The sequence below is a fragment of the Paenibacillus sp. FSL P2-0089 genome (genome assembly GCF_038595095.1).
Taxonomy (GTDB): Bacteria; Bacillota; Bacilli; order Paenibacillales; family Paenibacillaceae; genus Paenibacillus_AQ; species Paenibacillus_AQ silagei.
In genome coordinates, this window is sequence record NZ_CP152006.1 from 2,670,539 (window position 1) to 2,691,007 (window position 20,469).

The following is a 20,469-nucleotide window of genomic DNA, read 5'->3' on the forward strand; positions in this document are numbered from 1 at the left end:
TCATGAGCTCAATAATGAAGCATCACTTATTCTGGCCGCTGTGCGTTCTGGCTGCACTGCTGCTGTTCAACCTGTGTTATTCGCCGGATTTCTTCTCGATCACCGTCCATGACGGGCATTTATACGGCAGCTTGATCGACATACTGAACTTCGGTGCCCCGCTGATCCTCGTAGCTATCGGAATGACGCTGGTAGTCGCTACCAAGGGGATCGACCTGTCGGTCGGTTCCATAGTAGCCATCTCGGGCGCTATCGCATGCTTGAGTATCAGCAGGGGAGCGGATCAGAACAGTCTGGGGCTGATCCTGACCTCGGTGCTGCTCGCCGCAGGCTTGTCCCTGATGCTGGGAGCCTGGAATGGACTACTGGTCTCCGGGGCCGGGATTCAGCCGATTATTGCCACGCTGATTCTGATGGTTGCGGGAAGAGGCATCGCCCAGCTCATTACCGGCGGACAGATTATTACGGTAACCAGCACCAAGTATGCGTACATCGGGTCCGGTTCACTGGCGGCGCTGCCTTTTTCTATTTTTGTCGTAGCTCTGGTTCTGGTGATCGCTCTGCTGCTTACCCGGCGGACGGCCCTCGGCCTGTTCATCGAATCGGTGGGCTGCAATCCGGCCGCCAGTAAGATGTCCGGCATCCGTGCCCACTTAGTCATCTTGTCTGTCTATGTGTTCTGCGGCTTATGCGCCGGTATCGCCGGCCTGCTGCTTAGCTCGAATGTCTCCAGCGCTGACGGCAATAATGCCGGTCTCTGGTATGAGCTGGACGCTATTCTCGCCGTGGTCATCGGCGGGACGTCGCTGAACGGCGGCCGCTTCTATCTTACCGGCACCGTGATCGGAGCGCTGATCATCCAGACGCTGACCACCACCATCTATATGATCGGTGTGCCGCCGGAGATTACGCTGGTTGTTAAGGCCTGTGTCGTCCTGGCCGTCTGTCTGATCCAGTCGGATACCTTCCGCGCCGCGATTGCCGCCCGCTGGAAGTCGCGGCATTACCCCGCTGAGAAGGAGATGAGCCGTCATGTCTCTTAACCGCAAGTATATTCCGATCGTTGTCACCATTCTGCTATTCATCGTCATGTTCACCGCCGGTTCCTTCCGGTACACCGGCTTCTTCTCCCTTCAGGTGCTGATGAATCTGCTGGTGGACAATGCTTTTCTGCTAATCACGGCGGTGGGCATGTCCTTCGTCATCCTGTCCGGCGGTATCGATCTGTCGGTCGGCTCGGTAATTGCGTTATCCACTATGGTCTCGGCGAGCCTCGTGCAGCAGCAGGGCTGGCCGCCCGCCGTGGTGATCCCGCTTGTGCTCCTGATGGGTGCGGTATTCGGCACGGCTATGGGAGCGATTATTCATTATTTCTCCATCCAGCCGTTCATCGTCACACTGGCCGGAATGTTCCTGGCCCGGGGCTTATGCTATGTGATCAGCATCGATACCATTACTATTGATAACACCTTCTATACCGCTATGGCCCAGACGCGAATTCCGCTGCCGGGCGGCAGCTTCCTCTCCATCAGCGCTGTTATCGCTATACTTGTCGTAGCAGCCGCTATCTTCACGGCCCACTATACCCGGTTCGGGCGCAATGTGTATGCCCTTGGGGGCAGTGAGCAATCGGCACTGCTGATGGGGCTGCCTGTGGCGAGAACCAAGGTGCTGGTCTATACGCTTAGCGGGCTATGCTCGGCGCTGGCAGGCGTGGTGTTCACCTTTTACATGCTGTCGGGGTACGGGCTTCATGCCGTCGGCTTCGAGCTGGACACTATCGCGGCGGTCGTCATTGGCGGCACACTGCTGACCGGAGGTGTAGGATATGTGCTGGGCACCTTCTTCGGTGTACTGATTCAAGGCGTAATTCAGACGATTATCAGCTTCGAGGGCACACTCAGCTCCTGGTGGACGAAGATCGTCATCGGCCTGCTGCTGTTCATCTTCATCCTGCTGCAGCGGGTGCTAAGCTCCAGGCGGCTGACTTTAAAAGAATAAGCACTGCGCATGGAGAGACAAATTATACTTGTCTCTCCATTTTATTGAAATATAAGAATGTATATGTTTCACGCTATACATTATCCTTCTATTTCTCGCTGAAACGAATACCGTCCTTTAAAAGGATGGCAAAGCCGTTTCCACTTGCTATATAATTGTAATCGCTATCATACGGAAGGGGGGGAATCTGCTTGCGAACAGTAAAAGGGTACCTAGTGCTGCTGTTCTTCGTCCTAACACTGATGCTGACGGGCGGCTGCACGGGTGGCGGAAATAACGGCGGGCCACAGTCGATTCCCATGTCCGAGCCTTCTCCTGCGGCCCTTACAGGCCTGCTGCCATCCGCAGCGGAGATTGCCGCTGACAACAAGCCTATCGTGCTGGGCTTCTCCCAGCTCGGATCGGAGAGTACCTGGCGGGAAGCGAACACCGCCTCGATCCGCGAAGCCGCCGGGGAGGCGGGGATTACGCTGCTGCTGAAGAACGCCGAACAGGATCAGCAGCAGCAGTTCGAGGCCATCCGCTCTTTTATCCGCAGCGGGGTCGATGTGATCGCCATTGCGCCTGTGGTGCAGACCGGCTGGGAGCCGATTCTGCTGGAGATTAAGCAGGCCGGAATTCCGGTGATTATCCTGGACCGTTCAGTGAATGTACCGGACAGCTCGCTCTATGTCACGTTCATCGGCTCTGACTTCTACGAAGAAGGGGTGAAGGCGGCCAAGTATGTGAGGGACAAGATGCGCCATCACAGCGAAGAGATCCGCATTGCCGAATTGCAGGGAACCGTAGGCTCAACGCCGTCCATCGACCGCGGACGCGGGTTCCGCAAGCTGATCGCGGATCAGCCGAACCTGCGGATTACCCTGAGCGCCCCGGCAGATTTCACGCGCAGCGGTGGTCATGAGGTGATGAAGACCTTCCTGCAGCAGCCGAAGGAGCAGTGGCCCCGCGTACTCTATTCCCACAATGACGATATGGCGATCGGCGCGGTAGAGGCCATTAAGGAGGCAGGGCTTGTGCCGGGGGAGGATATAATCATTGTGTCGGTGGACGGGACGCGGCGGGCATTCGAGCAGATGGTGGCGGGAAGCATCAACGCGGTGGTCGAATGTAATCCGCTGCTCGGGCCTCTGCTCATGCAGGCCGTGAAGGAGATTATGGCCGGCCGGACCCTGCCGAAACGGATGGTGACCCCGGAGGATATATACACCCAGGAGCTGGCTGTAATAGAGATCAACAACCGCAAATATTAAGACAAAAAAACCAAAAAATTTCAACTTTTCAAACAAAAATCTACATTGTTCATTGGGCAGAAGTATAATAAGATGATCTCGAATAACAAATATTAGTAGATTCATTCAAGTAATTCAATAGGAGGGGAGGATTGTGAGCTTCCGGCATAAGTAACGCATCCGATTGAAAGGGTTTACAAAAAATGTAATGGAGGAGAATGCCGATGTTCAAAAAGCTCTCGGTGCTTGCGATGACCTTTGTTCTGCTGCTGGGCTGTCTGCCTATGCTGTCTGCTCAGGCGGCAGGGAATGCCACAGCCAAACAGCCGGGAAATTCCAATCCGCTGATGGACCACAAGCTGGGTGCCGATCCCTTCGCATTGACGTACAACGGAAGAGTCTATATCTATATGTCGAGTGATGCCTATGTCTATAACAGCAACGGAACGGTAAAGGATAATGATTTCAGCGCACTGAACAAAATTAATGTCATCTCTTCGGCAGATATGGTGAACTGGACAGACCATGGCGCCATCCCGGTAGCCGGAGCCAATAATGTCAACGGTTCTGCGGGTATTGCCAAATGGGCCTCGCTCTCCTGGGCGCCTTCAGCAGCCGTGAAGAAAATCAACGGACAGGACAAGTTCTTCCTGTACTTCGCCAACGGGGCATCAGGCATCGGGGTACTGACAGCCAACTCTCCGATTGGCCCATGGTCCGATCCGCTGGGCAAAGCGCTGGTGACAGGCAGTACGCCGGGAATGTCCGGGGTGACCTGGCTGTTTGACCCGGCGGTGCTGGTCGATGACGACGGCAGCGGTTACCTGTATGCAGGCGGGGGCATCCCCAACACTTCGGACCCGGCATCTATCGCGAGTCCCAAGACAGCCCGCGTGCTGAGACTGGGTGCGGATATGACCAGCATTGTTGGAAGCGCCTCCACTATTGATGCTCCCTATATGTTCGAGGATTCGGGCATCCACAAGTACGGCGGCAAGTATTATTACTCGTATTGCTTCAACTTCTCCGGCACGCACCCGGCTGCCTATCCGGCAGGTGAAATCGGGTACATGGTCAGCAACAGTCCGATGGGGCCATTTACGTACACCGGACATTTTCTGAAGAATCCTTACACCTTCTTCGGGGTAGGCGGCAACAACCACCATGCGGTATTTAACTTCAACAACCAATGGTATGTTGTCTATCACGCTCAGACTGTGGCGAAGGCTGTCCTCGGTGACGGCAAAGGCTACCGTTCTCCGCATATCAACAAGCTGGTCCATAATTCGAACGGAACCATCCAGGAGGTTCAAGGAGACATGGCGGGCATCGCCCAGATTGTAAGTCTCAATCCGTACACCCGGGTGGAAGCCGAGACGATCGGCTGGAATGCAGGCATTACAACGGAACGTACGCAGGCTGCGGGCGGTCCTGTCAGCAATATGAATGTGACCAATATTAACAATGGAGACTGGGTTGCTGTGGGCAATGCCGATTTCGGCTCCTCCGGCGCTTCCAGCTTCAAGGCGAATGTAGCTTCCGCCACAGGCGGCGGTAAAATCGAAATCCGGCTCGACAGCGCAACCGGCCCGCTGGTCGGCACGCTAAATGTTCCTAATACAGGAGGAGCCCAGTCCTGGCAGGAGGTACAGACTATGGTCAGCAATGCGACAGGAGTGCACAGACTCTATCTGGTCTTCACCGGATCAGGCTCCAACAATCTGTTCAACTTTGATTACTGGCAGTTCTCTACGGGCGGTGATGGCGGCACGACGCCTCCTCCGGTGAGCAAGGTGGAAGCGGAGGATATGACGCTCAGCGGGACCTATGCGGGCAAGATCACTTCCCCTTTCAGCGGAGTGGCGCTGTACGGGAATGATGACGCTGCTGCGTTCAATCAATATTATGCCTACGGCACGCATAACTTCTCGGTCCGGGGGGCTTCTAACAATTCCTCTACGGCGCGGGTGGATCTGCTGATCGGCGGTGTGAACGTTGGCTCCTTCAATTTTAGCGGCACAACCCCTTCTGTACAGACGTTGACCAATGTGGCCCACGCCACCGGCAATCAGGAGGTCAAGCTGGTCGTAACTACGGACAATGGAAGCTGGGACGCCTATGTGGATTATATTGAATGGAGCCAGTGACGAAGCAATGGGGCGGGAGGAATGGGATTATGGCTAAAAAGGCAGGGCTGTACCTGCTGGCAATTTCGCTCATGCTTGGCATCCTGTTCAATCCTTCTACGGCTGCGGCGGCGACCTTCACCAACCCGTTTATCTATGCCGATGCCCCGGACAATGATGTCATCAGGGTAGGCAATGTGTATTACATGACCAGTACCACCATGCATATGACCCCCGGAGTCCCTATCATGAAGTCCTATGATCTGGTGAACTGGGAAATCGTGAACTATGTCTACGATACGTATGCGAACGGGGATGCCCAGAACCTGAACAACGGACAGAATGAATATGGCAAGGGTTCCTGGGCCAGCAGCATCCGGTACAATAACGGGATCTACTATGTGTCCTTCGGGTCCAACTCAACCGGCCGGACTTATATCTATCAGACCTCGAATATTGAAAATGGCCCCTGGACCTCATCGGTCCTGAACAGCTATTATCACGATGCGTCGCTGCTGTTCGACAATGGCCGGGTCTTCCTGGTATACGGAGTGGATAATATCAGCCTGATTGAGCTGACGGCAGATGCCAAGGCGATTAAGTCTGGCGGAATCAGTCAGGTCATCATCCCGAATTCCAGCAATATTGCCGGTTCGAGCTTCATCGTGAAGGCCGAAGGCGCGCATATCCAGAAGATCAACGGCTATTATTATGTGTTCCTGATCTGCTGGCCTTCGGGAAGCGGACGCACCCAATTGACCTACCGCTCCACCAGCTTAACTGGAGGCTATACGGGGCAGGTGTCACTTAACGACTCGGGCATTGCCCAGGGTGGAATCGTGGACACGCCATCCGGCTCCTGGTACGCGATGCTCTTCAGAGACAGCGGGGCGGTCGGGCGGATGCCGTATCTGGTGCCGGTAACCTGGTCAGGGAACTGGCCGGTCTTCGGAAGCGGGGGCAAGGCGCCGCGGACCCTGAACCTGCCTGCCGAAGGGTATCCGGTGAAGAAGGTGTACGCGTCAGACGAGTTCACAGCCCCATCTTCAGGCTCAGGGCTGGCTAAGGTCTGGCAGTGGAACCACAATCCTGATAACTCGAAGTGGTCGCTGACTCAGCGCCAAGGCTTCATGCGGCTGACGACCGGCAAGGTAAGCACAAGTCTGCTGGATGCCCGGAACACGCTGACCCAGCGGACGTTCGGACCGAAGGGCACAGGCGTCACGGCTCTGGAGACGGGCGGAATGAAGGACGGGGACGTTGCCGGACTGGCAGCTTTTCAGGCGAAATACGGGTTCGTCGGTGTGAAAATGTCCGGCAATTCCAAATCCATTGTGATGGTCAATGCCAGCTCCGGGTCTATGACTCAAGTGGCGGGTGTGCCGCTCAGCCAGAACAGAGTCTATCTGAAGGTGCTCTGCGATTTCACTAATCAGACGGATAAGGCGTACTTCTCCTATAGTCTGGACGGCAACAACTGGACATCCATAGGGAATACGCTGCAGATGTCTTATACGCTGCCTCACTTTATGGGCTACCGGTTTGCGTTGTTCAATTATGCGACGAAGTCAGCGGGCGGCTATGCGGATTTTGATTATCTGCGTCTGGAATAGTTGTCTGAATTTCAACCCAATTAGAAGAAGGAGATGTATTCACTTGAAAAACAGAATTAAGAAGGTCGTGGGCGGGCTCGCCTTAGCGAGTGTCCTGCTCACCTCTGTGATGGCAGGCAATGCCAGCGCAGCGATTACCAATGGATCGAAATTTCTGGGGAATATCATTGCAGGCAGTGCTCCGGGCAACTTCACTACCTACTGGAATCAGGTAACGCCTGAGAACGGCACCAAATGGGGCTCCATCGAAGGCAACCGCAACCAGATGAACTGGGGCAATGCGGACATGATCTATAACTATGCTTCCAGTAGGAACATCCCGTTCAAGTTCCATACCCTCGTCTGGGGAAGCCAGGAACCGAACTGGGTGGCCGGCTTACCGGCATCGGAGCAGAAAGCGGAGATCAGCTCATTCATTGCTCAGGCAGGCCAGCGTTATTCGGCGAAGACTGCTTTCGTGGATGTCGTCAATGAACCGCTTCATGCCAAGCCGTCCTACCGCAATGCCATCGGCGGCGACGGAAGCACCGGCTGGGATTGGGTCATCTGGTCCTTTCAGCAGGCCAGAGCCGCCTTCCCTAACGCCAAGCTGCACATTAATGAATATGGCATTATCGGTGACCCCAGTGCGGCCGACAAGTACGTGAACATTATCAATATCCTGAAATCCAGAGGACTGATCGATGGTATTGGTATTCAGTGCCACTACTTCAATATGGATAACGTAAGTGTGAGCACCATGAATACTGTACTGGGTAAGCTTGCTGCAACAGGCCTGCCAATCTATGTCTCCGAGCTGGATATTACCGGTGATGACAACACCCAGCTTGCCAGATACCAACAGAAATTCCCTGTGCTCTGGAACCATCCTTCCGTTAAGGGCGTAACCCTGTGGGGCTACATCCAGAATCAGACCTGGGCAGCCAATACCCATCTGGTGAATTCCAACGGTACAGAGCGCCCTGCCCTGAAATGGCTAAAGCAATACCTGGGCGGCTCGTCAGCCCTGATGGAATCCAACGACGCCCAGGACCTCACTATCACTGACAGTCTGATCCAGCCGGACAGTGTGGTTGAGCCAGACCTGCAACTGGATCTCCAGCCCGTGCTGGAACCCGTTCCGGCCGAGTAAGTTGAGGCAGGCACGAAGTATGTACTAAAAGCATTACTTAAGGGCTGCTCCCGTGGCGCATTACACGCCGGGAGCAGCCCTTTTTTGCTGAGATGGGCAGTGTAGAGGCGCGTGGACCAAATGTAGTCGAAAAACCGAACACATTGGGCAGACGCGAGTTGTGCAATTGGCCGATTGTATACGAAATAACGAACGCCAGCATCAGGACCAGCATGGCTCACCCGCCCAGGCAAATTATCCGCGCGCCGCCCAGGCGTCCTCATGTGACCCACCTCATCCTCACCCCCTACCCCCATCCGCCGGAGGAAGAATGAGTGTCCCCTCCCTATACACCTTCCTGTACTGTGACGGCGTGTACGAAGTAACCTTCTTAAATATCTTCGAGAAGTACAGCGGGTCGTGGTAGCCGACTGAGTAAGACAACGACTTCACCGACAACCGCGACTCCGCCAGCAGCTCGGAGGCCCGCCGGATGCGCACGGTGGTCAGGTAGCCGGAGATAGAGGTGCCCGTCTCTTTTTTGAACAGCCGGAACAGGTAACTGCGCTCAATCGACACATATTCCACCACATCCAGCACCGACAAGGAAGACTTCCAATAGTTACTCTCAATAAAGGCCTTCGCTGACCCTACATAGTCCTTCTTGAGACTGGCCTGCTCACTCGGATAATATTCCATGTAATACGACAGCAGCAGATGAAGCGCCGCATCCGAGCGCTCCCGTGCATACGGCTCCTGTTGATACCCCTTGACCTGATCGAACATAGCCCTGAAATCCTGCGGGGCAGCCGTTACAACGGGCTGGTCCGGTGAGATATGAATCATGGCAAGTAAGCGCAGAGCCTCCGCCCCGCTGAACTCAATCCAGCAATACGCCCACGGGTCCTGCGGATCAGGATAATAATACACCTCCGTCTGCGGAAAAATCATAAAGCTCTCACCCGTCTCCACAGGGTGTACCGCCTGGCCGGTCTTCAAGTAACCTCTGCCGCTCACGATATAATGCAACGCATATACATCACGGACGCCGGGTCCCCATCTGTGCAGATTGGGGGGCTTGTACCCGTTCCCTTTTACCATTGGACCCTCGCCAAGTCCGAATTCCTTTGAGTTCATAGTTGGCACCTATATCCTTCATCTTAGAACTTCTGTTATAAGAAGCACTAATGAAATTAACGAAAAGCAAAAAGAAGCGTAGGGGAAATTTGGAACTGTAGGAGCGTTAGCGACCGCCTGAAAGCTTTCCGCAGGAAAGCTCGCATCGTAAGCATCAGCTAGTCACCGGATTTCTACCGCGAAGAGCAGATATAATCGGGAAATCCTAATACAACAGCGGCCGGAAGTCCAAATGTTCACCGCAGTGACGACCAAGCTTCAAGTTCAAATCTTAAGTCTGTCTTCTATACTATAAGACGAATACAACAAATAAACAAAGGAAGCGTATTCAAAAATGACAACGCTTTCTTAAGAATGTTGGCTTACGCCGTCCCCGGGCTTGCAGGTAAACTAAAGGTACGAGGGAGGAGCGCATATGGAATTGGAAACACAGCCAAGAAGTCTCGGAACCGGCGGCGGCCGGCGGTCGATATTATGGAAGCGGTTTAAAAAACAGAAAGTACTGCATTTGTTCGTCGGGCTAGGCATGATCTATCTGCTGATCTTCGCGTATACTCCGATGTTCGGTATTCTGATGGCGTTCAAGGATTACAGCATCTCCAGCGGCATCAAAGGAATCTTCACCAGCGATTGGGTCGGGCTGAGGTATTTCGATGAATTCGTCCATGACTATCAATTCGGCAAGCTGGTCCGCAACACGCTGGTCCTTAGTCTGCTGAAGGTCATCTTCGCCTTCCCGGCGCCGATCCTGCTGGCGATCATGCTGAACGAAGTGAAGCACATGGCCTTCAAGCGGTTTGTGCAGACAATCAGCTATCTGCCGCATTTTATCTCCTGGGTGGTCGTGGTTGGCGTATCCTATGCCTTCCTGTCCGCCGATGTCGGTGTGGTCAATAAGGCGCTGATGGCGATGGGCTTCACGGATGAGCCGCTGGCCTTCCTGACCAGTCCGAATTACTTTTGGGGGCTGGCGGTAGGGAGTGCGGTGTGGAAGGAGATGGGCTGGTGGACGATTATTTTTCTGGCGGCAATATCGGGGATCAGTCCTTCCCAGTATGAGGCTGCTGAGATTGACGGTGCCGGAAGGCTGGCGCGAATCCGTTATATCACCCTGCCGGGGATGAAGGGAACTATCGTTGTTGTGCTGGTGCTGACCATCGGGAGTATTCTCGGCGGCGGACTGGTCGGCTCCAACTTCGAGCAGGCCTACCTGTTAGGCAACAGTATCAATAATCCAACCTCTGAGATTGTCCAGACCTACGCATTCAGGGTGGGGTTAAGCGACGGGCGGTTCTCCTATGCAGCGGCGATAGATTTAATTCAATCGGTGATTTCGGTAGCGCTAATATTCTCCAGTAACTATATTGCCAAGCGGGTATCAGGCTCCAGTCTGTTTTAGAGAGAGAGGAGGGAAGGCTATGCTGAAGAGTCAGCGGCAGAAGGATTTGGTTTTTGACAGCGTGATCTATGTGGTATTGTTCATTATTATGCTCACGATGCTGTATCCGTTCTATTATGTGTTAATTGCTTCCTTCAATAAAGGCTCGGACTCGCTGCTGGGCGGTGTGTATCTGTGGCCCCGGAACTTTACCCTGGAGAATTACCGGGTGTTCATGGATGATCCCAAGTGGGTGAAGGCGTTCCTGATCTCCGTACTGCGGACGGTGTCCGGCACCTTGCTCGGACTGCTGCTCACCAGCATCGTCGCTTACGGTCTATCTCATCGTGATCTGTTATTCAGCAAGGTCTATTTCACAGTGATCGTATTCGCCATGTACTTCTCCGGCGGACTGATCCCTTATTATGTAGTCCTGCGTTCACTAGGCTTGTTAAATTCCTTTGCGGTGTACATTATCCCGTCCATGCTCAGCACGTTCTTCCTGCTCATTGCGATCTCGTTCTTCCGTGAAATTCCCGCTGAGCTAAAAGAATCTGCGCATATAGACGGGGCCGGTGAGCTTACGATATTCTTCCGCATCATCCTGCCGGTCTCAACGCCGGTGCTGGCAACTATGGCCTTGTTCATGGGGGTCGGGCAATGGAATTCCTGGCTGGATTCGGCTTATTTCGTCCAGTCCGAGGAGCTGCGTACGCTGGCCTTCCGCATGATGGAGGTCATCAACAAGAGCAACTCTCCGATGGATTCGCTGGCGGTAGCCAACAGTGCCTCGGCGGGTGTGACCAGCTTCTCCTTACAGGTCACTTCAATGGTGGTGTCGATTGTTCCCATTATCTGTGTGTACCCGTTCCTGCAGAAGTATTTCGTACATGGCATCATGCTGGGTTCGGTAAAAGGCTAGGCCAGTGCTTCAGTGTTCAAATGTTCCATTGCACATACAGCTCATTAATTCAATCATGGAGGGATTAGCTTGAACAAAAGCAGAAGCTTCAAGATCGTTGCAGCCGCACTCTCAATGGCCGTCGTGTTATCCGCCTGCGGCGGTAACGGGGGAAATACCGGCCAGCCCGCCCCGTCCGGCAGCCCGGACGCCGCAGCAGGCGGGAATGCGCCGGCCAAGCCCGGACAGGTGAAGGAGTTAAGCCTCTTCATCGATGCATCTTGGTACCCGGTTACGGAATGGAAGGGCCCGGTTGCCGACATGATTACCGAGAAGACAGGAGTGAAGCTGAAGGTTACGGTCGCTACCGATGATAAGCAGCTTCCGCTGATGATTGCCTCCGGTGACCTACCGGACCTGGTGTTCACCTCTTCCAACATAGACCGGTTATCCGACTCGAAGCTGTCATATTCCTGGAATGAGCTGATTGAGAAATATGCGCCGGATTTCAAGATTGACAAGACCCGGATTGCCATTCATACCATGGATGACGGCAAGTTCTATACCGTGCGGAACTCCTTTGCGACCCAGGAGGAGATGAAGAATAGTAAATATTCGTTAGGCAGCGACGGCAACCCGGGCATCGCGGTCCGGGAGGATATTCTGAAGGAGCTGGGGAATCCGCCGATCAAGACCCTGGATGATTTCGTCAAGGTGCTGGGCATGGTCAAGGAGAAATATCCCGAGATGGTCCCGCTGATCATGGACAAGGACTGGATCGAACAGTATTTCCTGGCCCAGTTCGGTACGGAGACCCTGCTCGACGGCTGGTATGAACAGGACGGCAAGGTGGAATATGCGATCAGACAGCCCAAGATGCTGGACTTCTTCAAGTTCATGAATAGCCTGTACCGCAATGGCTATATCCTGGCTGAGAATTTCGCACTGGCCAATGACCAGATTGATGATCAATATGCTACGGGCGGCAAAGCCTTCGCCCATAGCCATACGGTATCCACGGCAGATACCGATAACATCAAGATCAAGAGCAATCAGGGGAACTTCTCCTTCAAGATGCTGCCAAGCGTATTGTCGAAGGATGCCAAGGTAGTCAGCTCAGGACTGGGCTTCTCCGGAACCTTCATCACCAAGAAGAATAAGGACCCGGAGGCCTCCATCAAATTCCTTCAGTATCTGGCGAGCGATGAAGGCAAGAAGCTGACGATGTTCGGAGTCGAAGGGGTACACTGGACCTGGAATGAAGAGGGCCACCCCGACTTCAAATATAATCCGTCCGATGCTGATTTCGTGAACAGCAACGGGATTAAATGGTGGTATCTCTATAACGATGGGGTTACCGAAGGTATGCTGTCCTATGTTCCTGAGCTGCAGAAGACCCAGGCGCTGATGGAACTGAAGGCAGTCCGTATCTACAAGCCGGAGCTCGGCTTGATCCAGACCCAGCCGGATTCACAGGAGAAGACCATTAAGACCAAGATCGATGAGATGGTCAAGAATGAGAAGGTCAAAATCTATCTGGCTGAATCGGAGGAAGCCGCAGTAGCAGCCTATGAGAATATGCTGAAGAACGCAGAGAACATCGGCCTGCAGAAGCTGACCGACTGGGCGAATGCGACCTATCAGAAGAAGAAAGAACTGTTCAAGTAAGCGAATTCCTGCCGGTAGAGACCTGTCTCTACCGGGTTTTACATGTTCATGGTAGGATTAGAGAACACAAGTCGGGCACCGGAGGGACAGACTGCCGTGAGCATCGTACGCAAGATGATAGTAGGATATATCTTTCTGATTTTTATTCCTGTAGTTACGTTTGGCTACTATTATTATAGTAAGATCTATGACAGTGTAAGCAGCCAGTTTGTGGAGAGCCGTCAAAAGATACTGGAGCAGGCCTATGCCAATATGAAGGCGGATCTGGCCCGGATTGATTCCACCCAGCGTATGCTGCAGTACAACCCGTATGTCACTGACTATCTGGATGGCAGCTATGAGACGGACTCAGAGAGCATATATGCCTATAACCGTTATATCAATCCGGTGATTCTGCAATCGCTTAATATCAGTCCTGAGATCGACACGTTCAGAATCTATATAACCAAGCAGGGCGTGCTGCCCATTACTGACCGGCTGCTCGAACTATCGGCGCTAGATGAACAGGGTGCCGAGGCTACCCGTATGCTGCGGCCGGGACAGGGCAAGTGGATCATTCCCGATCCTGAGGTGGAAGCGCCCCCGCTGGTATTCTACCAGAAAATATATAACAATGACTTTACCGAGATTGTGGGATTGCTGGAGCTGCGGGTCGGCAGTGAGCTGATCCGCAAATTCTACCGGGCGACAGGCGGAGGGGATTGGACCGCGCTGCTTCTGCCGGCAGAGGGCGGGCCGCTGGAGAGGGAAGGTATCCCCGAAGCGGTGGACGATGCCACCTGGAGAAGACTGACTTCGGGAGAAGCGCAGACCTATTTTATCAACCGGGAGGTCATTGTTAATCAGCTATATATGAAGGAACTGGGCGTACGTGTCGCCGTCATCGGCAAGGTATCCGAGGTGTTCCGCTCGATCCGGAGCCAGGAGCTGGTGATGATTACGACATTCGCGGTGCTGCTTGCGTTATTGTCATTCGCCTATTACACACTCGCATCAACGATTACGAAGCGCGTACTCCGGCTCGCCAGACATATGCGCAACTTGAATGATGATAATCTGAAGCAGTCCATCAGCAAGGAAGATAAGCCGGGCCGCAGAGATGAGATCAGCTTCCTGACCGAGACCTATAATTCGATGCTCCTGCGCATGGATGAGCTGATCAACAATGTTCACCGGGCCGAGCTGCGCAATAAGGAAGCCGCTTACAAGGTGCTCCAGGCCCAGATAAAGCCGCATTTTCTATATAATACGCTGGAGACCATCCGCATGCTGGCTGAATCGAACAACGACAAGGAAGTGGCGGAGATCTCTTACTGGTTCGGTAAACTGATGCGCTACAGCCTGTCCGCCCAGGACGATCATACCGTTCTCTCCCAGGAGCTTGAGACCGTGGTCTTCTACCTCAATATTCACAAAATGCGGCTGCAAAAAAGACTTACCTATGAGGTCGATATCGCTGTGGCTGCGAAGACCCTGATCTGTCCAAGATTCATCCTCCAGCCGCTGGTTGAGAATAGTATTATTCACGGAGCTGCTGTGACGCTGCGGCCGGTCCATATCCTGATTCAAGCGCAGGAGACGGCAGAGGAGATCCGAATCAGCGTATCCGACAGCGGCATTGGCATTCCTGAGAACCAGGTGCGGCTTATTCAAGCTCGGTTATCCCGCGGGGAAGAGGTGAAGACTCAGGAAGAGGCGGAGGGAGGCGTGGGCCTGTATAATGTCAGCGAGCGAATTAAATCATTTTATGGCGGGACCTCACGGCTGGTTCTTGAGAGTGAGGAGGGCAAGGGGACCTGCCTGACCATCATCCTATCGAAAGGGGCGGCAGAGCAAGCATGAGAATTCTGATCGTAGACGATGAGCCGATTATCCTTGGAGGGCTGGTGAAGGTGATTGGCGGAGCCGCGCCGGTCGGGGCTGAGATCCGCGAGGCCGGTGACGCCTTCGAGGCGCTTCAGATTATGAAGGAATACATGCCGGATGTGACGGTAACCGATCTGCATATGCCGGAGAAAAACGGGTTCGAGATGATGGAGGAGGCGAAGGAGAACGGTTTATGTGAGCGCTTCATTATTCTTACCGGACATGATGACTTCGAATATGCCCGCCGGGCGCTCCGCTACGGGGTAGTGGACTACCTGCTGAAGCCGGTGGATAAGGAGGAGGTAGCCCGGCTGCTGAGTCAGGTGAACCGGAATCTTCCCTCCCTGGACAGTACGGACTGTCCGCCTCATGCCAAGCGGATTCTTGCCTATACCCGGCTGAATTATATGAATGACCTGTCCCTGGATCATTTGGCCGAGCTGATGAACCTTCATCCGAATTACATCAGCAGCCTGTTCAAGAAGGTCACGGGTGATACCTTTGTCAATTACCTGAATACCACCCGGATCAAGGAAGCGCAGAAGCTGCTGAGCCTCCACCGGGATCTGCCGATAGTCGAGATCGGACGCCGGGTCGGCTATGAGAACAAGCATTACTTCAACAAGGTGTTCAAAAAATATACCGGCAGCACCCCGGGCGCTTACCGGGAAGACCACTGAAGCTTGCGCTCGGCCGGGAGGCCGGGAGCAAGGATGGGGCATGCTGTACCTACACGCCTCTCTTGGCCTTCCGGCACTTCAGATTGTACGTACGCCCGTAGGCTTTGCCGTATCTCACGATCCGGTCCAGCATCCGGGTATCCTTCAGCTTGGTGAACGGGCAGGGATCAGGGGCGGTGTTCACTTCCAGAATCCAGGGAGTCAGCCGCTGGTCCAAGGCCACATCCAGGCCGATTTCCTTAAGTCCGGGATAGGCAGAGCTTAACTGGATGGCGCACTTCACGCCAAGTCCGTACATTTGGGCAAGCAGAGACTTGCGCTTCTCGGAACGGGTGTAAGCCTTCAGCAGCGTCTCCAACGGATAGATGGTTCCGCCCTGGCTGCCATTCGTAACCACCTTCTGCGGATGCGCTACGCGTCCCGCCGCTCCTGTAGCCTCCCACTTCCCCTGAAGATTACGCTGCACCATCACACGGATATCAAAAGGCCGTCCGCCGTAAGTCAGCAGCCGGATGCCCTTTTGTACCAGATAGGACCGGCCCCGGGTCTCCGCCAGGAGGGACTGATAGGCCTCGTTATAATTACCGAATGTGCTTATCCTTGTCCCTGCCTGATAGCGGTAGGACCGCGCGTTCCCCGAATCAGCCTCGCTTCCGCCAGCGCCGCTATTGCTCCGCAGTATCCGCTGTTCAACCCTTATGACCCCTTCGCCTAACGAACCGCAGCAGGGCTTAATATAGACCATCTGATGATTTTGCAGCATGGCCTGGAGTACTCTCCGGCTTAGTTTTCGGGTCTCCGGGATATGCCGCTTTAATTCAGACTTCTTCGCCAGTATCGTTGTCTTCGTTAATTTATTGGATATTCGGCTGATTTGCTCCTTCATGCTAATCCCCCGTTCTATGGACTCTAATAGGCTATAGTACGGTACAGAGCCGGATTTGGCTTGGGCGGATGCCCCGGGGCTGAACACACAGGCAGATGATTACATAGATTATTGAAGGTATTCATCCGGGAGGCTGCGTTCAGGCAACCGGTGCGGGAGGCGTCGAAAGGAATGGCGGAGCAGTGGCGGGATAAAGTAAACGAAGTAATCAGGTACTTCCCCTGGTACAAGGATCTTATCGGCAATGAGCACGTGAATTACAGTCTGGAGCATCTTCCCCTTATGACTTCGGATCTGCTGGATACTCATTATTACAATAACGAACCCGATGCTTCTCTTGCCGTCTACCGGACCTCGGGCACCAGTACAGGACGGCGCAAATCAATCGTCTATTCGGAAGAGGATGAACAGCATTATATCGATATCAAAACCAGGCTGTTCGAAAAATTGCTTCAGGGAAGCGGATGTGCAAGGGCGCTGGCGGATATGGGGACCGGACATGCTGCGAATACGGCGCTGGCTATTTTTGCACGGCTGGGACTGGTTAACAGCTCCATTCCCTTCGAGTTGCCGGTAGAACAGCATATTGAGCGTATTCAGGCTTTCCAGCCCGACCTGCTGTACACCATGCCCTCTATCCTGGATCATATCGTATATGCTGCGGAGGACCCCCGGGCATTTGGAATCCGCAAAATCATTCTGGTTGGCGAGATCGCTACCCGGGAGTGGCAGCAGAACATGGCCCGTCTGTTCGGCCTGAGGCCGCAGGATATTACCGATACTTACGGTTCGATTGAAATCGGCACGATTGCTTATTATTCGCATGAGCTGGGCCGCTATCTGCTGGCCGAGGGGATCGTTGCGGAGACCATCGGAACGGAAGGGTTAGGGGAAGGACTCGACCCGCTGGGCAACGGCGAAGGCATTCTTGTGCTTACCTCAACCGTGCGTAAGCTGCTGCCAGCCCTCCGGTTTGTCACCTATGATGTGGTGAGGGATTTCAGGACTGTGCAGGTAGACGGGGCGGAGCGGCAGAGCTTCCAGTCCATCGTCAAACGGGTGGGCCGTGAGCTGAAGCATGGGGAGAAAATCAGCATCTACGATATTGAACAGGTGGTCTACCGTCATCTTCAGCAGGCCAGGGTCCGGGTTCATGTCAGCCATAATGCATTATCCGTGTATATCCAGAGCAGGTCAGCAGCTCCCTCCTGCATTCCGGTCATCAGGGAAGAGATCAGGGCGTGCATCCCGGAGATTGGTCTGATGATCGCAAATCACCTGCTTGACGATATTGAGGTCATTCTGACGGAAGAGGACGAAGAGCTTATCGGCGGGCAGGTGAAGAACAAGAAGCTGTATTACCGGAAAGATCAAACGGAGCAGCAGACAGTGGAGCAGCGGGCAGAGCCTCAGCTTACCAGCGGGATTTTATCGGCCATTGGACATACACCGCTCCTCAAGCTGGAGCATCTGTTTGCTGCCAGCGGGTTCAGCGTATACGCCAAGCTGGAGCTGATGAACCCGGGAGGAAGCGCAAAGGACCGCCCAGCCTTGCGGATGATCCGGGAAGCATGGAAGGAAGGTCTTATCGGGCCGGGGACCGTTATTATTGAATCCAGTTCCGGGAATATGGCCATCAGCCTGGCCATGATATGCAAGCAGCTGGGGATGAGCTTCATCAGTGTGGTGGATGCCAGAACCACCGGGATGAATCTTCAGATGCTGAAGGCCCTGGGTGCGGACATTGATTTCATTGACCGTCCTGATCCCGAAACCGGGGAATTCCTGCCGGCCCGCCTGAAGCGTGTGCAGCAGCTGCTCGCGGAGAACCCGGGCAGCTATTGGCCGAATCAGTATGCCAATCCCAATAACTATCTATCCCATTATGATACGACTATGCCTGAGATCGTGAACGAGCTGGGGCAGGTCGATTACCTATTCTGTAGTGTCAGTACCTGCGGAACGATAAACGGGCTGGCAGAATACGTGAAGGACAAGGGATTGCGGACCCGAATTGTGGCGGTGGATGCAGAGGGTAGCGTTATTTTTGGCGGCCATCCGAAGAAGCGGCACTTCCCTGGACTGGGTGCCGGTATTGTGCCCCCGTTATGTAGACTGGACCTGATAGACCGGATTGTGCATGTTGCCGACGTTGATATGGTGAAGGGCTGCCGGGCGCTGGCCCGCAGGGAATCCATTCTGGCCGGAGCTTCCTCCGGGGCAGTGCTTGCTGCTATTCGGCAACTTAAGGAGGAGATTCCTCCCGGCGCAGTCTGCACCGCCATCTTGCATGATAAGGGAGAACGGTATCTCGATACGGTATACTCGGACACCTGGGTGCAGAACCAATTCGGAGCGGAGCTGCTGTCAGCCATGGATGAGTATCTGGTGTGACCACCTTACCTGAGCTTGGCCTTATCGGCTGTGGACCGATAAGGCCAAGCTTATTGTCAGATGACTATTAACGTTCCTTGGCGACCCGATCGAACGGATTCAGATATAGTCATCACCTGGGAAGAAGGCCTATGGTATGATGGACGTAATCGTAATAGCAGATCCGCCCGTGATTTTACACCCCATTAACATCCTTAATATGTTGGCGTGATATAACTGAAACAATCGGTTATAAGAGGAGAAGATGAGATGAAGCTAAGCAAAGAGGAGAGATCGTGGATTCTGTACGACTGCGGGAATTCCGCTTATTCGATGGCCGTGACTACGGCGCTGCTGCCGATTATCTTCGGGATGTTTGATAATGTGGGCAGCAGCATGGACCTGGGGTATTTCAACTCCATCGCCAGTATTCTGGTCGCGGTCCTCAGCCCGATTCTCGGTACGATTGCCGATTATAAGGACCGGAAGAAGCGGTTTTTTATTTTTTTCGCTGCGCTCGGTATCCTTGCCACCGCCTCCCTGGCCTTCGTGTCCCCGGACAGCGGTCAATGGCAGCTGCTCATCGCCTTTTACATTCTGTCAGCGGTCGGCTTCGCCGGGTCCAACATCTTCTACGATTCCTTCCTGGTGGATGTTACGGAGGATGAACGGATGGACAAGGTGTCTACCCGAGGGTTCGCCTACGGCTACATCTTCAGTTGTATTCCGTTCGGCATCAGCCTGCTGCTGATCTTCCTGCTGGGAATGGACAAGGCCATCGGCTACCAGATCGGGTTCATCATTACCGCGCTCTGGTGGGGACTGCTGACGGTGCCAATGATCCGCGATGTGAAGCAGAGATATTATATCGAGCCTGAGCCGAAGCCTGTTGCCCGGAGCTTCCAGCGTATCGCTGCCACCTTCAGGAATATCCGCCAGCACCGAATCGTCTTTGTGTTCCTGCTCGCCTACTTCTTCTACATTGACGGAGTAGATACGATTATCAAAATGGTCGTACCCTACGCTACCTCCGTCCTCGGCACAGATGCCCTGGATACCTTCACGCTGCTGGGAATTCTGCTCATCATCCAGATTATTGCCTTTCCCTGCGCGATTCTCTATGGCAATCTGGCCAAAACCTACTCCGCCCGGAATCTGATTATTGCCGGGATCTTCACCTACGTTATTTCTTGTATCGCAGCGTTCTTCATTAGCTCGGTATGGCATATTTTCCTGCTGGGTGCGCTGATCGGCTCGGCACAGGGCGGTATTCAGGCGCTTAGCCGGTCCTATTTCGCCAAAATCATCCCGAAGGAGAATTCCAACGAATTCTTCGGGTTCTATAATATTTTCGGCAAGTTCGCGGCGATTCTCGGCCCTGCCTTAATGTCTCTAACCACCACCTTGGTGGGGGATGCCCGCTATAGTATTTTGTCGATTATTCCGCTCTTTCTGATCGGCTTCTTCATCTTCATCACATTGCCAAAGGGGACATAG

15 protein-coding genes are annotated in these 20,469 nt (G+C 53.9%); 13 read left to right on the forward strand and 2 right to left on the reverse strand.

The features are described from left to right. Window positions 1-2: 2 nt before the first annotated feature. From NST69_RS10685 to NST69_RS10710, 6 genes are all read left to right on the forward strand, one after another. Window positions 3-1,043: an ABC transporter permease gene (locus NST69_RS10685; protein WP_340979208.1), complete on the forward strand. Its 1,041-nt coding sequence runs from the start codon at window positions 3-5 to the stop codon at window positions 1,041-1,043. Further along, window positions 1,033-2,001: a galactofuranose ABC transporter, permease protein YjfF gene (yjfF, locus tag NST69_RS10690; protein WP_342549230.1), complete on the forward strand. Its 969-nt coding sequence runs from the start codon at window positions 1,033-1,035 to the stop codon at window positions 1,999-2,001. The genes NST69_RS10685 and yjfF overlap by 11 nt, the downstream gene beginning before the upstream one ends. A 191-nt stretch (window positions 2,002-2,192) precedes the next feature. Continuing rightward, on the forward strand, window positions 2,193-3,254 hold the full coding sequence (locus NST69_RS10695) for an ABC transporter substrate-binding protein (protein ID WP_342549232.1): 1,062 nt from the start codon (window positions 2,193-2,195) through the stop codon (window positions 3,252-3,254). Between the two features lie 203 nt (window positions 3,255-3,457). After that, a complete protein-coding gene (locus tag NST69_RS10700) occupies window positions 3,458-5,380 on the forward strand; it encodes a carbohydrate-binding protein (protein WP_342549233.1) in 1,923 nt (640 codons plus the stop codon). Between the two features lie 29 nt (window positions 5,381-5,409). Then, on the forward strand, window positions 5,410-6,972 hold the full coding sequence (locus tag NST69_RS10705) for a glycoside hydrolase 43 family protein (RefSeq protein WP_342549234.1): 1,563 nt from the start codon (window positions 5,410-5,412) through the stop codon (window positions 6,970-6,972). A 43-nt stretch (window positions 6,973-7,015) separates the two neighbouring features. Next, a complete protein-coding gene (locus NST69_RS10710) occupies window positions 7,016-8,104 on the forward strand; it encodes an endo-1,4-beta-xylanase (protein ID WP_342549235.1) in 1,089 nt (362 codons plus the stop codon). Between the two features lie 279 nt (window positions 8,105-8,383). Here the strand turns inward: NST69_RS10710 and NST69_RS10715 are convergent, their stop codons facing one another. Then, the gene (locus tag NST69_RS10715) at window positions 8,384-9,220 is read right to left on the reverse strand and encodes an AraC family transcriptional regulator (protein WP_342549236.1); all 837 of its coding nucleotides are present in this window, start codon (window positions 9,218-9,220) and stop codon (window positions 8,384-8,386) included. A 415-nt stretch (window positions 9,221-9,635) separates the two neighbouring features. On the opposite strand from NST69_RS10715, the gene NST69_RS10720 reads away from it, so the two are divergent. From NST69_RS10720 to NST69_RS10740, 5 genes are all read left to right on the forward strand, one after another. Then, window positions 9,636-10,619, forward strand: a complete 984-nt coding sequence (locus NST69_RS10720) for an ABC transporter permease subunit (RefSeq protein ID WP_036729919.1) — start codon at window positions 9,636-9,638, stop codon at window positions 10,617-10,619. Between the two features lie 19 nt (window positions 10,620-10,638). Beyond that, window positions 10,639-11,520, forward strand: coding sequence for a carbohydrate ABC transporter permease (locus NST69_RS10725; RefSeq protein ID WP_036729917.1), 882 nt, complete (start codon window positions 10,639-10,641; stop codon window positions 11,518-11,520). A gap of 69 nt (window positions 11,521-11,589) precedes the next feature. Next, window positions 11,590-13,167, forward strand: a complete 1,578-nt coding sequence (locus tag NST69_RS10730) for an extracellular solute-binding protein (protein ID WP_235192010.1) — start codon at window positions 11,590-11,592, stop codon at window positions 13,165-13,167. 96 nt (window positions 13,168-13,263) lie between these two features. After that, window positions 13,264-15,009: a sensor histidine kinase gene (locus tag NST69_RS10735; protein ID WP_340953801.1), complete on the forward strand. Its 1,746-nt coding sequence runs from the start codon at window positions 13,264-13,266 to the stop codon at window positions 15,007-15,009. After that, window positions 15,006-15,713, forward strand: a complete 708-nt coding sequence (locus NST69_RS10740) for a response regulator (RefSeq protein ID WP_036729911.1) — start codon at window positions 15,006-15,008, stop codon at window positions 15,711-15,713. The genes NST69_RS10735 and NST69_RS10740 overlap by 4 nt, the downstream gene beginning before the upstream one ends. A 49-nt stretch (window positions 15,714-15,762) precedes the next feature. On the opposite strand, the gene NST69_RS10745 is transcribed toward NST69_RS10740, so the two are convergent. Then, complete coding sequence (locus NST69_RS10745; protein ID WP_342549237.1) at window positions 15,763-16,599, reverse strand: YheC/YheD family protein; 837 nt, start codon at window positions 16,597-16,599, stop codon at window positions 15,763-15,765. Window positions 16,600-16,770: 171 nt separating this feature from the next. Between NST69_RS10745 and sbnA the strand changes: the two genes are divergently transcribed. Both sbnA and NST69_RS10755 read left to right on the forward strand, forming a co-directional pair. Beyond that, the gene (gene sbnA, locus NST69_RS10750) at window positions 16,771-18,993 is read left to right on the forward strand and encodes a 2,3-diaminopropionate biosynthesis protein SbnA (protein ID WP_342549238.1); all 2,223 of its coding nucleotides are present in this window, start codon (window positions 16,771-16,773) and stop codon (window positions 18,991-18,993) included. A gap of 249 nt (window positions 18,994-19,242) precedes the next feature. Continuing rightward, window positions 19,243-20,469 (forward strand): MFS transporter, encoded by a 1,227-nt coding sequence (locus NST69_RS10755; RefSeq protein ID WP_342549239.1) that lies wholly within the window; start codon window positions 19,243-19,245, stop codon window positions 20,467-20,469.